Annotated in this window: 10 protein-coding genes; 8 read left to right on the forward strand and 2 right to left on the reverse strand. The window is 55.8% G+C overall.

Going from position 1 to position 12,972, the window contains the following annotated elements; translation table 11 throughout:
- Position 1 precedes the first annotated feature (1 nt).
- Positions 2-1,234, reverse strand: a complete 1,233-nt coding sequence (locus tag E0E37_RS13870) for a peptidoglycan-binding protein (protein WP_130863595.1) — start codon at positions 1,232-1,234, stop codon at positions 2-4.
- A gap of 71 nt (positions 1,235-1,305) precedes the next feature.
- Between E0E37_RS13870 and E0E37_RS13875 the strand changes: the two genes are divergently transcribed.
- The 5 genes from E0E37_RS13875 (at position 1,306) to E0E37_RS13890 (ending at position 8,111) form a co-directional block, all read left to right on the forward strand.
- The gene (locus E0E37_RS13875; RefSeq protein ID WP_165445365.1) at positions 1,306-2,871 is read left to right on the forward strand and encodes a S8 family serine peptidase; all 1,566 of its coding nucleotides are present in this window, start codon (positions 1,306-1,308) and stop codon (positions 2,869-2,871) included.
- 1 nt (position 2,872) lies between these two features.
- On the forward strand, positions 2,873-4,579 hold the full coding sequence (locus E0E37_RS13880; RefSeq protein WP_130863597.1) for a S8 family peptidase: 1,707 nt from the start codon (positions 2,873-2,875) through the stop codon (positions 4,577-4,579).
- Between the two features lie 8 nt (positions 4,580-4,587).
- On the forward strand, positions 4,588-4,761 hold the full coding sequence (locus E0E37_RS18590) for a hypothetical protein (RefSeq protein WP_165445366.1): 174 nt from the start codon (positions 4,588-4,590) through the stop codon (positions 4,759-4,761).
- A 167-nt stretch (positions 4,762-4,928) separates the two neighbouring features.
- The gene (locus E0E37_RS13885) at positions 4,929-7,334 is read left to right on the forward strand and encodes an ATP-binding protein (RefSeq protein ID WP_130863598.1); all 2,406 of its coding nucleotides are present in this window, start codon (positions 4,929-4,931) and stop codon (positions 7,332-7,334) included.
- A gap of 165 nt (positions 7,335-7,499) precedes the next feature.
- Positions 7,500-8,111, forward strand: coding sequence for a histidine phosphatase family protein (locus E0E37_RS13890; RefSeq protein ID WP_130863599.1), 612 nt, complete (start codon positions 7,500-7,502; stop codon positions 8,109-8,111).
- On the opposite strand, the gene E0E37_RS13895 is transcribed toward E0E37_RS13890, so the two are convergent.
- Positions 8,112-8,603 carry a methylglyoxal synthase gene (locus tag E0E37_RS13895; protein ID WP_130863600.1) on the reverse strand — a complete coding sequence of 164 codons (492 nt, stop codon included), beginning with the start codon at positions 8,601-8,603 and terminating at the stop codon, positions 8,112-8,114.
- 315 nt (positions 8,604-8,918) lie between these two features.
- On the opposite strand from E0E37_RS13895, the gene E0E37_RS13900 reads away from it, so the two are divergent.
- The 3 genes from E0E37_RS13900 to scfB all read left to right on the forward strand — a co-directional run bounded on the left by E0E37_RS13900 (position 8,919) and on the right by scfB (position 12,764).
- Entirely contained in the window at positions 8,919-10,937 is a 2,019-nt protein-coding gene (locus E0E37_RS13900; protein ID WP_130863601.1) for an S-layer homology domain-containing protein, read from the forward strand.
- A 130-nt stretch (positions 10,938-11,067) separates the two neighbouring features.
- Positions 11,068-11,217 carry a six-cysteine ranthipeptide SCIFF gene (gene scfA, locus E0E37_RS13905; protein ID WP_130863602.1) on the forward strand — a complete coding sequence of 50 codons (150 nt, stop codon included), beginning with the start codon at positions 11,068-11,070 and terminating at the stop codon, positions 11,215-11,217.
- A gap of 164 nt (positions 11,218-11,381) precedes the next feature.
- Complete coding sequence (gene scfB, locus E0E37_RS13910; protein WP_130863603.1) at positions 11,382-12,764, forward strand: thioether cross-link-forming SCIFF peptide maturase; 1,383 nt, start codon at positions 11,382-11,384, stop codon at positions 12,762-12,764.
- The last annotated feature ends 208 nt before the right edge of the window (positions 12,765-12,972 follow it).

Here is a 12,972-nt window from a genome sequence, read left to right on the forward strand (position 1 = left end):
ACTAGGCCATTTGGCTGACCGCTACATAGACGTTGGAGATCTCATACCAGGTGGCAAAATCCACCGTTCCCGACTGGGGCAGGTAAAAGATTTTCTGAAATTCTTTGACGGCCTGCAGCGTGGTATCGCCGTATACGCCGTCCACACGCTGTTTTGGTATGGCCGGATAGTTGTCGGAGATCTTGTTGAGCTGCTGCTGGATCGTCCGGACGTCTTCCCCGCGGCTGCCGGGCTGCAGCACGACGCCGCTGTAAGAGCGGGGAACGCCTTCTACTTTTTCAGCCTGGGCCAGATAGATATCCGAACCGTAATAGGTGCGCAGTATGCTCACAGCGTCCATGCCCTGTTCTCCGAGAGCCTGAGAGCCCCATTGGGAAAGTCCGCCGCACTGGACGCGACGGCCGTCGCAGTATTGAGTGAACAGCGGCTGACGTATGGTTTCTCTGGTGATGTAGGTGGTGAACAGCTCGTCTGTTACCGTGGAGATCTCTTCAAAAATATTTCTTCCATGGCTGTAGGCCTGGTCGTATGCGGTTGAATTGGTGATAGTAAAATTCTTTCCTTTTCCCCGGTACCACTCCGTATAGACGCGGTTCAGCGTGAAGGAGAGGATCGCAAGGACATTTGCTTTGATGGTCTCCACAGGCCAGGTGGAATAGATCTCACAGCTGGCTACATTTTTTATGTAATCCTTGAACGGCACCCAGACGTCGCTGGCCGAATCGTCCTGGGGAGTGCCCAGGTGGACGATCATATATTCCGGTACGACCGGTTCAGGCAGCACGATAAAGCCGCCGGGGCCGGGCAGCGGTTTGACCTCATCCTCAGGGATCTTCGGCGGATAATCGCTCCACAAAACATGAGGATCGATGAGGATGTTGCGGACGTTAAAGCCGTCGGGTACCGCAGGCCGCACAGCGGCGTTCTGTATGGCCAGGCAGTCAGGCAGAATTTGTACGCCTGCAAAGTTCAGTGTTTCCCACTGACCGGCGCTGACCGTCACGTTATAAGACGCATAGGGTCTTGCGGCGTTTCTGCCACGGGAAAGATCCGGCGGCGGAGCGGGCAGTTCTATCTCGGCCGTCTGGCCGGAATCATCGGTCTGAAGCACCTCCAACACAGATCCGTCGGCCGGATCTGTGATCCGGACCGTGGCGCCGGCTACCGGCATACTGTTTCTTTCACTGCAGACGGACACCTGCAGCCGGCCTTTCTCGTTATCATTCATATTCATAATCTCCCCCTTTACTCATACTATTTATAATGGAAATCCAGCTCGATATGATAGATTTTTGGAGGAGAGCGATGGAGTATATTGTAAAGTATCACGGAGACATCCGATTTATGAGCGTTCAGATCGAGATCCTGAGCAGCAGTTACGCCATTGCGGAATTGAGCGCCGGCGAGGCTGAGGAGCTGCTGTCTTTCAGGGAGATCGAGTATCTGGAACCGGCGAAAAAACTGCTGCTGTCTGAGGATCGGGGGATGGACGTTTCCTGTATCACGCCGGTCCATCAGGAAAACGGATACCACCTCACCGGCGCCGGCGTGGCTGTTGGGATCATCGACTCCGGGATCGATCTGTCTCACCCCGAATTTCGAAATCCGGACGGGAGCACAAGAATACTATCCCTGTGGGATATGACGGCTGACGGAACGCCGCCCCCGGGATTTTATAAAGGCGCGGAGTTTCAGGGAAGCGACATTGACGCCGGCGCTGCGGAAAGCCGGGACAGCGTGGGCCACGGCACAGCGGTGGCGGGGGTCGCGGTGGGAAGGAGCGGCGCTGCGCCTCAGGCTTCCATCGTGGCGGTCAAGCTGGGCGATGCGGATTCCCGGACCACCGATATGATGCGGGGGATCAAATATGTTATCCACAGGGCGCAGCAGCTGGGCATGCCCTGCGTCATCAATCTGAGTTATGGATCCAACAACGGTTCTCACCGGGGCCAGTCTCTGTTTGAGACGTTTATAGACGAAATGTCGCGCTGCTGGAAGACAGTGATCGTGTGCGCGGCGGGCAATGAAGGATTCGGTGGCCACCATTTCAGCGGCAGACTCACCTCTGGCGGTACGGTGAATGCGGAGTTTACGGTAGCTTATCACAGAAACGATCTGTATCTGACCTTGTGGAAAAATTTCGCGGATATTACCGCCTATGAGCTGTTTCTGCCCGGCGGTCAGTCCACCGGCAGGATAATACCGGCAAACCGGCGGGCTGAGATCTCGCTAGGCGGAGTGAACATTACGGTGGAATACGACGAACCCAGCCACTACACCACGGCGCAGGAGATCTACATCACTTTGGAAGAGGCGGGGGGACATATGGAGGGACTGTGGACGCTATCCTGCTACGGCGATCAGGTGGTAGACGGGCGTTTTGATATCTGGCTGCCAACCATAGAAGAAGTGACGGAGCGGACGTCGTTTCTACTCCCGTGCATCGATATGACCATGACGCTGCCCGCGTCCGCAGTCACGCCCATATCGGTGGGCGGTTACCGCCCCGATACGGACGCCGTATGCCCCTTTTCCGGAAGAGGAGGATCCGTCTTTGAGAGCGGCGTGCCGCAGCTGGATCTGACGGCGCCCGCAGAGAACATCTATTCGGCCAGATCCGGCGGCGGTTACGATGTGTTTACCGGCACCAGCATGGCGGCGCCCTTTGTCACCGGCGCGGCGGCGCTTCTGATGGAGTGGGGCGTGGTCAGGGGGAACGATCCGTTTCTTTACGGTCAGCGGATCAAGGCTTTCTTGTGCAAAAACGCGGGACGGAACTCCTATCTGGCCTATCCCAACCCACTTTGGGGATATGGCAAGCTCAACTTGTGCGCCGCGCTGGACGATCTGATGAATTACAGGAGGAGCTGATATGACGCCTTCAGAAGAGATCCGGTCCTTTATACAGTCCCCGGATACCATCGACTTTATTGCCAGGGATCCTGACTACCTCGAAGATTTTGTCAAAGAATATCCGAATATTCTTTTCACCCAGACACTCTCAGGGAGATACGCGGTGGGCTATATCGACAAAGCTCATTACAGTCAGATGACAGCGTCGCTGGGCACGGGATTCATCAGCAACGCTCCTGTTCTTCTTGGGATCCTGGACCGGCCGCCGCTGGACGCCGCCGGCATTATTCCGGTCCACAACCAGCCCTATCTGGATCTGAAGGGGGGAGGCGTGCTCCTGGGTTTTGTGGACACGGGGATCGATTATACTCAGGAAGTCTTTCGCTACGAGGATGGCAGCAGCAAGATCTGCTCGATCTATGATCAGACTGCGGAGGGAGATCCGCCGGAAGATTTTTATTTTGGACGGGAATACACCAATGAGCAGATCAATGAAGCGCTGGGAAAAGAGGATCCCTACACCATCGTACCGCAGCGCGATCAGGCGGGACACGGCACATTTTTGGCCTCCGTTGCGGCTGGGCGGGAGAACGGAGATTTTGTCGGGGCCGCGCCGGATGCGGAGATCATAGCTGTCAAACTGAAAAAGGCCGGGCCCTTTTATCGGGAAAAATATTGCGTTCCGCCGGAACAGGAAAACGTATTTGAATCCAGCGCGGTGATGATCGGAATCGAGTACATTCTGAGAAAGGCCCGGGAGCTGGGGCGGCCGGTGGTCATCTGCATTGGTCTGGGAACCAATTTCGGCAGTCACGACGGATTCAGTATATTTGAAGAATATCTGAGCGGCATATCCAATCGAAAGGGAGTATGCGTGTGTGTAGCCGCAGGGAATGAAAGCCAGGAGCGCCATCACACGGAGGGAAAGATCACGACGGAAGGCGGGGCGCGGAATATCGACCTGAGAGTGGGGGAGCGCGCGGGAAATATCTGCGTTTCTCTGTGGAATACGGTAGCCGACCGGTTGTCCGTGTCCATCCGTTCCCCTTCGGGAGAGCTGGTGGGACGCGTTCCAGCCAAGACAGGCCCCGGCACCGAGGTAAAGCTGATCCTGGAGAATACCCGGGTGAACGTGGAGTATCACTTCCCTTTGGAGGGAAGCGGCGGTCAGCTGACAGTGATCCGCATATTGGATGCGACTCCAGGCATCTGGACCATCACCGTACACGGCGATATTCTGCTGAACGGCCAGTATCACGCCTGGCTGCCCATGTTCGGTTTCGTATCGCCCGATGTGGAATTCCTGTCCGCGTCGCCTTACTGTACCGTGACCATCCCGTCCACGGCTGCAGGCGTCATCAGCTGCGGCGCGTATAACAGCCTCAATCAGAGCCTGTATATCCAATCCTCCTGGGGGCCTTCCCGGGAGAACGCCATGCTGCCTGATCTGGTGGCGCCGGGGATGAACATCGGCGGATATTTTCCTTACGGTTTTGGAGCCATGAGCGGAACCAGCGGCGCCGCCGCCATTGCGGCCGGCGCATGCGCGCTTCTGATGCAGTGGGGCGTGGTAGATGGAAACGATATGGCGCTGAGCACCTATCAGATCCGCGCCTATCTGATCAGAGGCTGTGTAAAGAGCGCGGCCATGAATTATCCCAACGAGAAATGGGGCTACGGCGCATTGAATCTGATGCAGACCTTTCACCTGATGCGGGAATTGTAAGAGAAAGAATGTTGGGCATCATCACTTACGGCGGCCCGCAGAAAGATTCTGTGGAAAAGATGATCAGGGAATCGGAGGAGAGCGTGCGGGAAGAAGAACAGTGGCTTGAAAACGCAAAGAAAAAGATAGAAGCCGGATACGCAAAGATCAGCATGGAGGAACGGCAAATCATAAATGCATAAAAGCAAAAGCTGGCGAAAGATGATCCGCCAGCTTTTGTTTTGAAGCCAAGCGGCGCTCTTGTGAAAGGAATAATAGTTATTTGAAAAATCAGGGGACTGAGTTATAATAAATAGGGCGGCAGTCGCCTGTCTTCTGAAGTAAATGCCGCTGTTAAGGAGTATGATCCATGTCTGATGAAAACCTGGTCAATTTGCTGGACGCGCTGAGTGAGATCAGCATATATGTTATCGAGGAAGAAACTCACCGTCTTCTTTATATGAATGAGCGCTGCCGCAGTACGGGACGGGGGAACGCCGTAATCGGGGCCATATGTCATGAGGTCTGGCCTGAGGTGTGCGCCAACTGCCCGCTCTGCGCTATGGGGGACAAGGGCTCCGGTCACATTGTCTGCTATGATCCGCTGCTGAAGACCACGGTGGACGTCACCGCTGACCGGATCCTGTGGGACGGCTGCGTTAAGGCCGTTGTGGTGACGGCGTCTCCCCATCGGCTGAGCTTTGAGGAAGAGCAGGGACTGCAAAAGATCCAACGAATGTACGCCCAGAGTCTAGTGACGGTATTCGATGAATGTATCATCGCCAATCTGACCGCTGATTATTATGTCAATTGTCAGAAGGACGCGCTGTGGTCCGATATACCGGAGCGTGGAAATTTTGGAGCCGAAAACCGGAAATACGCGGAGCGGGCTGTGCACCCGGACGATCTGGAGCTCTTCAACGCGACCTTTTCCCGGGAGGCCATGCTTCAGCAGTTCCATGAGGGGAAAAAACAGATCTCCAGACGTCTGCGACGGCTGCGCGGCGACGGCGCTTATCACATGGTGGAGTTTACCGCAGCCCGCGTCCAGCTGTCGGGAGAGAAAGATTGCTGGTGCGTTTTGGTATACCGTGATATGCAGGAGGAATACGCGCTGGAGCAGGAGCGCAATGTGGAGATCAGCCAGCTGGCCACGGCGGCCCGGATCGCGTATCAGATGCTCATCGCGGTCAATCTGACGCAGAACACCTACCGCATGCTTGAATACGAGCGCTATCCCGTTAAAAAGCCCCCGGAGTCGGGCTGTTTTGAAGAACTGCTGGAATTTGAGTGCGCCGCCGTCCACCCGGACTACAGGCAGGAATTTATGCGGAAATTTTCCCGGAGATCCCTGATGGATCTCTATTCCAATGGAGGGTGCATCGTTTCCATGGAGGTGCCCCACGTGGGAGAGGACGGGGTCTATCATTGGAATTTCACCCAGGTAGTGCGGGTCGAAAGCCCTTACACGGACGATATGATCGAGCTCACCCTTTCGCGCAATATTGATGAAGAACGCCGGATGCAGGCGGAGGCGCTGGAAAAGGAGCGTCAGGCCAAGCAGCTCCTTGAAGAAGCCCTGCAGAAGGCGGAGAAGGCCAGCAGCGCCAAGAGCGACTTTCTCTCAAAGATGAGCCACGACATCCGCACGCCCATGAACGCTATCATTGGAATGACGGAGCTGGCGCAGCTTCATATCGGCGAAGAGGAAAAGCTGGGAGATTATCTGAAAAAAATCAAGGCCTCTGGTTCGCATCTTCTGGGATTGATCAATGAAGTGCTGGACGTCAGCAAGATCGAAAGCGGCACGGCTCAGCTGGCGGAGATGGAATTCAGCCTTCTCGATCTGGTCCGCGATACGGTGGAGATCGTCCGGATCTCGATGGAAAACAGGAGGCAGGAGCTGACTGTGCGGATCGATGAAGGACTTCACGCTCAGGTACATGGCGACGCGGGGAGGCTGCAGCAGGTCCTGGTCAATATACTGGAAAACGCATCGAAATATACGGAAGAGGAGGGAAGGATCACCTTCACTCTGGAGGAGCTCAAAAAAGAAGAAGAGGCGCGCGTGGGCACTTATCGCTTTGCCGTTGAGGACACGGGGATCGGCATGGAGCCCGCATATCTGGGGCACATCTTCGAGCCCTTCAGCAGGGCGGACGACAGCCGGATCAGCAAGGTGGCGGGAACGGGGCTGGGAATGACCATCGTAAAAAATCTCGTGACGATGATGGGCGGTGATATTCAGGTGGAGAGTGAGTACGGAAAAGGGTCCAGGTTTGTCGTCACCCTCTGTCTGAACAAATGCGACGCTCACCCATCCGCGGGGCAGGATGCGGATGCGGGGCCGGGGCCCTCCCTGGTCGGTCTTCGCGTTCTTCTGGTGGAGGATAACGAGCTCAACCGCCAGATCGCGGTGGAAATGCTTCAGATCCTGGGGGCGGAGATCGAGATCGCCGAGGACGGGCGGCAGGCTGTGGACGCTGTCCGCGCCCATCCGCCGCTTTACTATGATATCGTGTTCATGGATGTTCAGATGCCGATTCTGAACGGTTACGAAGCCACCAGAGAAATCCGCGGCTCCGGCATGGAGCGGATCGACGAACTGCCTATCATAGCCATGACGGCGGACGCGTTCACAGAGGACGCCAAACGGGCCCGTCTGGCGGGGATGAACGGACATCTGGCAAAACCGATCTCTATCAGTCAGTTGAGGGACGCTTTGTCAAAGTGCGGCGCCTGGAAAGAAAGAAATAAAACATATCCTCCGGAGTGATTCCTCACAATAGCTGGACTTCCGATCTCGGCGCGGCAGGATCCCGCTTTGACAGTTTAAATGGGACGTCCGGCGTGAAGAGCTCACTGGTTCTGCAGCATAAAAGATGAAGCGCCACTGACCGATATGGTACGGCGGAATACATAGTTAGGAGAAATAGAAACAATGGAAATCTATCTGATGCGTCACGGGGAAACGGATTGGAACAAGGCGGGGAAGATCCAGGGCAGCGCGGACATACCGCTGAATGAATACGGAAGGCAGCTGGCGAAAATGACGGCGGAAGGTCTCAGCGATACCTATTTCGATCTTGCCTATACAAGCCCGCTGATCCGCGCTGCGGAGACTGCGCAGATCGTGGCGGGGAGCAGGGGAATACCGGTCATCGCGGACCGCCGTCTGCAGGAAATGGATTTCGGAAGCAGCGAGGGCTCGGAGATCTCCCGCTGCGCCGCTGATGAGAACTCCGTTCTCTATACCTTTTTAAAGAAGCCGGAGCTGTATGTGCCTGCGGACGGCGAAGCTTTCTCCGACGTGGAGGCGAGGAGCAGAAGTTTTATCCGTCAGGTGCTGGTGCCCAATGAAGAAAAATGGACACGGATCCTTATCACTGCTCACGGAGCGTTCATCCGCTGCTTCCTGAATTGCATCGAACATCGTCCTCTGGCGGAGTTCTGGGAGGGGATACCCCAGAGAAACTGTGCCGTCAATATACTGGAATGCCAGCAGGGAAAGCTGAGCATTCTGGAAGAAGGTAAATTGTATTATCAGGTCTGATCAACTTTCTGTTTTCGAAGCCAATCGGTCTGCGCGTTCTGCCAAAAGGCTGCCGTAGTCTGGCAGCTCTCTGACATACTCCTCCTTCAGCAGGGGGGAGGTGAGCAGAAAGTTGGCCGTGGACTGGTTGTTGGCCGCCGGAATATCGTAGACTACAGCGATCCGCAGCAGCGCTTTTACATCGGGGTCGTGGGGCTGGGCTTCCAGGGGGTCCCAGAAGAAGATGAGCATGTCGATGCCGCCTTCCGCGATCCTGGCTCCTATCTGCTGATCGCCGCCCAGAGGACCGCTTTTGTATGCGGTCACCGGAAGGCCCGTGGCTCTGGCGATCAGTGCGGCGGTGGTCCCGGTGCCGCAGAGCTGGTGTTCCTCCAGAACAGTCCTGTTTTTCTGGCACCATTCGATGAGTTCGTCCTTGCGGTGGTCGTGGGCCACCAGGGCGATCCTTTTTTTTGCGGGTACGGTGTTTTTTACTTTGTCGGATTCCATCATATGTCTCTCCTTTTCCTATTCATTTTCTGACTCTTTCGCGATACAAATATTATACACAAAAAAAACCGTTGTCTATTCTTTTTTGCTTTTGTCAATATGGGAAAAAACCGCTCCGGCGATGTGATATAATAACCGCAGAGCAGTTATTATGTAGGTTCTGTGCGCGGCAGACGCCATGCGCGGAGTATACCATGAAGTTGTTATATGGATCCTGTGGGCGGCGGCCCCATGGGCGGATCCCATCGTGACCGGCCGCCGGCCGGTCACGGCAGAAAGCGCCGTTTTTTATTAGACGAGATGAAGGGGGAATAAAAAATGAGACGGATCTGTTGCATTCTTTTGGTTATGGTGCTTGTCCTGCAGGCGGTTCCGGCCGTGGGATCTGCAGCGCAGCCCCAGGCAGGGGCGGAGTCTCCTTCGGACTGGGCTTCAGCCTATATCGCTCAGGCCAGAGAAGCGGGACTGGTCCCACAGGCCCTTGAGGGGAAATGGAGCTCGCCGATCACGAGAGAAGAATTCTGTACGCTGGCCGTGAGGCTGCTTGCCATAAGAAATCAGGATTTTACAGGCTGGGAGACAGTCCGATTTGCGGACACGGACAGCGAAGCGGTGAAAAAGGCGGCGGTGACCGGGGTGGTCCACGGTACGCGGCAGGATCAGAGCGGAACGTATTTCAGCCCGGACAGATCCATCTCCAGGCAGGAAGCCGCCGTCATGCTGTATCAGATGACCAATACGGAAGCGATCCCCGCGGCCAAACGTCTGCAGCTGACGCCCAGAGTGTGGGCGGACAGAAACCAGACAGCAGGCTATACGTCGGACGGAACGGAGCGATCCTATTTTTATCCCTGGGCCAGGGATGCGGTGGCTTTCTGCTACAATGCAGATATCATGAACGGCGTGTCGTCGGACCGGTTCGGGCCTAACGAGACGTACACGGTGGAGCAGTCAGTGGTGACGATGCTGAAGCTGAAGAAATGGTCGGAGGGCAATGGGCAGGAAAATAAAGCGGCGGGAAAAACAGTGCTGACAGTGGACACGGCGAAGGACGTCTATCGTTACGAAAGTCTGGATGGGGCCAGACAATTGCCCATTGAATTTCCCTGTGAAGGCGAGGCAAATCCCCAGACCGGCGAGAACATGTATCGGTGGATCGACGATATGCAGATGCTTGGCGGACATGCGGTGGTGAAAAGCTGGGGAACCGTAAAGCCTGCTTATGCGATGGAAAATCAGGTGACAGAGACTTATTTCGAGAATTACTCGCTGATCAGCGAAGACGGAACGCAGATCGCCAGAGATAACAGGTGGGATGGAACGTTTGCCATGCTGAGCGTTTTATCTGACAAGCTGGCCTGGGTGGGCGGGGATGGAGCGGATGGGCTGATCTCTCTGCCGGAGGGAAAGGTGTTGCTGGAATCCGTACAGGTGGAATGGACGGACGAAAAACATCCGGAAGCCTGGGTGTTTACAGACGAGACCACGGGCTTGTGCGGTCTCTTTGATGAGAATGGCAGCGTTACGGTAAGCCCGCAGTATGAGTATCTGGGCCGGCCTGCGGAAGGAGTCCTCTGCGCGTGGAGGAAGGGCGAGGATACGCCGGTGCTGATCGACACTCAGGGCAGGATCCTCAGTGAAAACTGCGGGATCGACTGGGAGGCGGTGAAGGGGATGACGGCCGAGGTCGGCCTGGACAAAGGCGCCGCCTTCGGAAAATATGTGGTGACAGGCTCCTATAACGGCGGAGCGCTCTATACTTTCGAGGGACAGGAGATCATTCCGTTCACAGGCTTTAGCGGAACGCCCGTTCAGATCGCCCGCATGCAGGACGGAACGTTCATGGCAAATAAGGACGGGCTGCGTTATCTTTACAATGGTCAGGGCGTATGTATGACGCCAAAAGGATTTGATCCAAACAATTATTCGGAGATCCTTTTCGGCAGATATGTCCTCTGCATGAACAAAACCACAGCGGACGGCGGTATGTGGAGCGATTTTACCGATCCGTTGGTATGCGGACTCTTTGACGCCGGCGGCAGGAAGCTCAGCAGCGACGATATGGCCTTGGGGACCGGCGCCTGCGGAGACGGCGGAAATACGCTGGCCTTCAGCAGTTATATCAGGCCGCAGAAAAGCTCGTCCGGCGCGGGCGGCGACAGCGGGCTGGCTGCAGATGAGGACATGTGGGCTATCGTTATGGACGACCGGGGGACAGAGCTGTGCCGCATACCCGACGCGCCGTACGTCTGTTTTGCCGACGGTATGGTCTGTGTGCGTCACGCCGACAGGTCGCTGAGCTATTATACCACCACAGGGCATCCGCTGATGCTTTGATCTGATCCGGCGCCTGATGCGTGGATTTGAGATTTTCGAAATTTCGCCCATATTGACAACCCCACGCGCCTGTTGTAGAATAAATATGTCTGTTCAAGGGACGGAATTTAAGGAAAAGGAGCAAGTCGACATGAAGAGAATTCAGACTCTGAATACCCGTGATCTGGCCGGCAGCGTCAGAAACGGCGGCTGCGGCGAATGCCAGACTTCCTGCCAGTCTGCCTGCAAGACCTCCTGCGGTGTTGCAAATCAGCAGTGCGAGAAGCGCAGCAAGAACTAGAACAACCGGAAACGGGAAGACAGCCGCCTGGCCGCGTATCGCGGTTAAGCGGCGTTTTTCTGTCCGCGGTACGACGGGGAGATACGGCGGCGCGTCTTGGCGGCGCGGACGCAGAAGAGATTGGAAAACGCCGGAAGGCGGTGCATAGATAACGGAGGAAAACAATGATTCACGCGTATCAGCTGAACGGATACAATATTATTTTAGATGTGAACAGCGGTTCTGTCCACGTGGTGGACGAGGTGGCCTACGATCTGATCCGAATGTATGAAAATACTCCGGCTTCTCAGGTGATCGAAAAGCTTTTGGAAAAATACGGCGACAGACCCGATGTGACGCGTCAGGAGCTGGAGGAATGTCTGGAGGACGCGGAGGAGCTGAAACGGTGTGGAAAGTTATACGCAGAAGATGATTACATGCCCCGGGCCGAAGAGTTTAAACGGCAGAATACAGTGGTGAAAGCGCTGTGCCTGCACGTGGCCCACACCTGCAATCTCAGCTGCGATTACTGTTTCGCCAGTCAGGGAAAATATCACGGGGACCGGGCTCTCATGAGCTTCGAGGTGGGAAAGCAGGCGTTGGATTTCCTGATCTCCCACTCGGGAAGCCGGGTCAATCTGGAAGTGGATTTCTTCGGTGGAGAGCCACTGATGAACTGGGACGTGGTGAAGCGGCTGGTTGCTTACGCCCGCTCCCGGGAGGAATCCTGCAACAAGAAGTTCCGCTTTACGCTGACCACCAACGGCGTGCTGGTGGACGATGAGGTGATCGATTTCTGCAACAGGGAGATGCACAACGTGGTGCTGAGCCTGGACGGCCGCAGAGAGGTCCACGACCGGCTGCGGCGCACGGTGAACGGCGGCGGAAGCTACGATCTGATCGTGCCTAAATTTCAGGAATTCGTCCGCCGCAGGGGGGACAGGGATTACTACGTGAGAGGGACCTTCACCCGCGGCAACACGGATTTTACAGAGGACATTTTCCACATGGCGGATCTGGGCTTTACGGAGCTCTCCATGGAGCCGGTGGTCTGCGCGCCGGAGGACCCGTATGCGCTGAGACCGGAGGACCTCCCCGTACTGTTTGACCAGTATGAGATCCTGGCGAAGGAGATGCTGCGCAGGGAGGAGGAGGGAAAGGGCTTTACCTTCTATCACTATATGATCGATCTGGAAGGGGGCCCGTGTATCTACAAGAGGATGTCCGGCTGCGGCTCCGGCACGGAATATCTGGCTGTGACGCCCTGGGGCGAGCTGTACCCCTGTCATCAGTTTGTGGGCGATCCCAAATACAGCATGGGAAATGTGTGGGACGGCGTCACCGATCAGAAACTGGTGGAAGAATTCCAGTCCTGCAGCGTCGACGCCCGGCCAGACTGTAAAGATTGCTGGGCCAGGCTTTACTGCAGCGGGGGCTGCGCTGCCAACGCGTACCACGCCACAGGCTCTGTCCGGGGCACGTACGAGTACGGCTGCCAGCTTTTCCGCAAGAGAATGGAATGCGCGATCATGATCAAAGCGGCTCAGGCCGGAAGGCGTGAGAGCTGAGTTGTCCCGGGGACGAAAATGAGGCCCCTGAGGTCCTCTGTTAAAAATGTCTGAAAAGCAGCTGCAACAGCTGCTTTTTTTTGTGCGAAAGTAATAATGTGAATGTTCGGATAATTTGATATCCTGACAGTGTCGACAAAAGGTGTCTCTGCCGGCGGAGGCGCGGATGTGCACGGAGCTGGAATCTAAGACGGGATCACAATCAGGA

The organism is Bacilliculturomica massiliensis (assembly GCF_900605495.1).
In the GTDB taxonomy this organism is placed as follows: Bacteria; Bacillota; Clostridia; order Peptostreptococcales; family Anaerovoracaceae; genus Bacilliculturomica; species Bacilliculturomica massiliensis.

Bases quoted from the DNA above. Each gene is read 5' to 3' on its own strand.
- E0E37_RS13870 (WP_130863595.1), bottom strand. From the start codon at position 1,234: ATGAATATGAATGATAACGAGAAAGGCCGGCTGCAGGTGTCCGTCTGC.
- E0E37_RS13875 (WP_165445365.1), top strand. From the start codon at position 1,306: ATGGAGTATATTGTAAAGTATCACGGAGACATCCGATTTATGAGCGTT.
- E0E37_RS13880 (WP_130863597.1), top strand. From the start codon at position 2,873: ATGACGCCTTCAGAAGAGATCCGGTCCTTTATACAGTCCCCGGATACC.
- E0E37_RS18590 (WP_165445366.1), top strand. From the start codon at position 4,588: ATGTTGGGCATCATCACTTACGGCGGCCCGCAGAAAGATTCTGTGGAA.
- E0E37_RS13885 (WP_130863598.1), top strand. From the start codon at position 4,929: ATGTCTGATGAAAACCTGGTCAATTTGCTGGACGCGCTGAGTGAGATC.
- E0E37_RS13890 (WP_130863599.1), top strand. From the start codon at position 7,500: ATGGAAATCTATCTGATGCGTCACGGGGAAACGGATTGGAACAAGGCG.
- E0E37_RS13895 (WP_130863600.1), bottom strand. From the start codon at position 8,603: ATGATGGAATCCGACAAAGTAAAAAACACCGTACCCGCAAAAAAAAGG.
- E0E37_RS13900 (WP_130863601.1), top strand. From the start codon at position 8,919: ATGAGACGGATCTGTTGCATTCTTTTGGTTATGGTGCTTGTCCTGCAG.
- scfA (WP_130863602.1), top strand. From the start codon at position 11,068: ATGAAGAGAATTCAGACTCTGAATACCCGTGATCTGGCCGGCAGCGTC.
- scfB (WP_130863603.1), top strand. From the start codon at position 11,382: ATGATTCACGCGTATCAGCTGAACGGATACAATATTATTTTAGATGTG.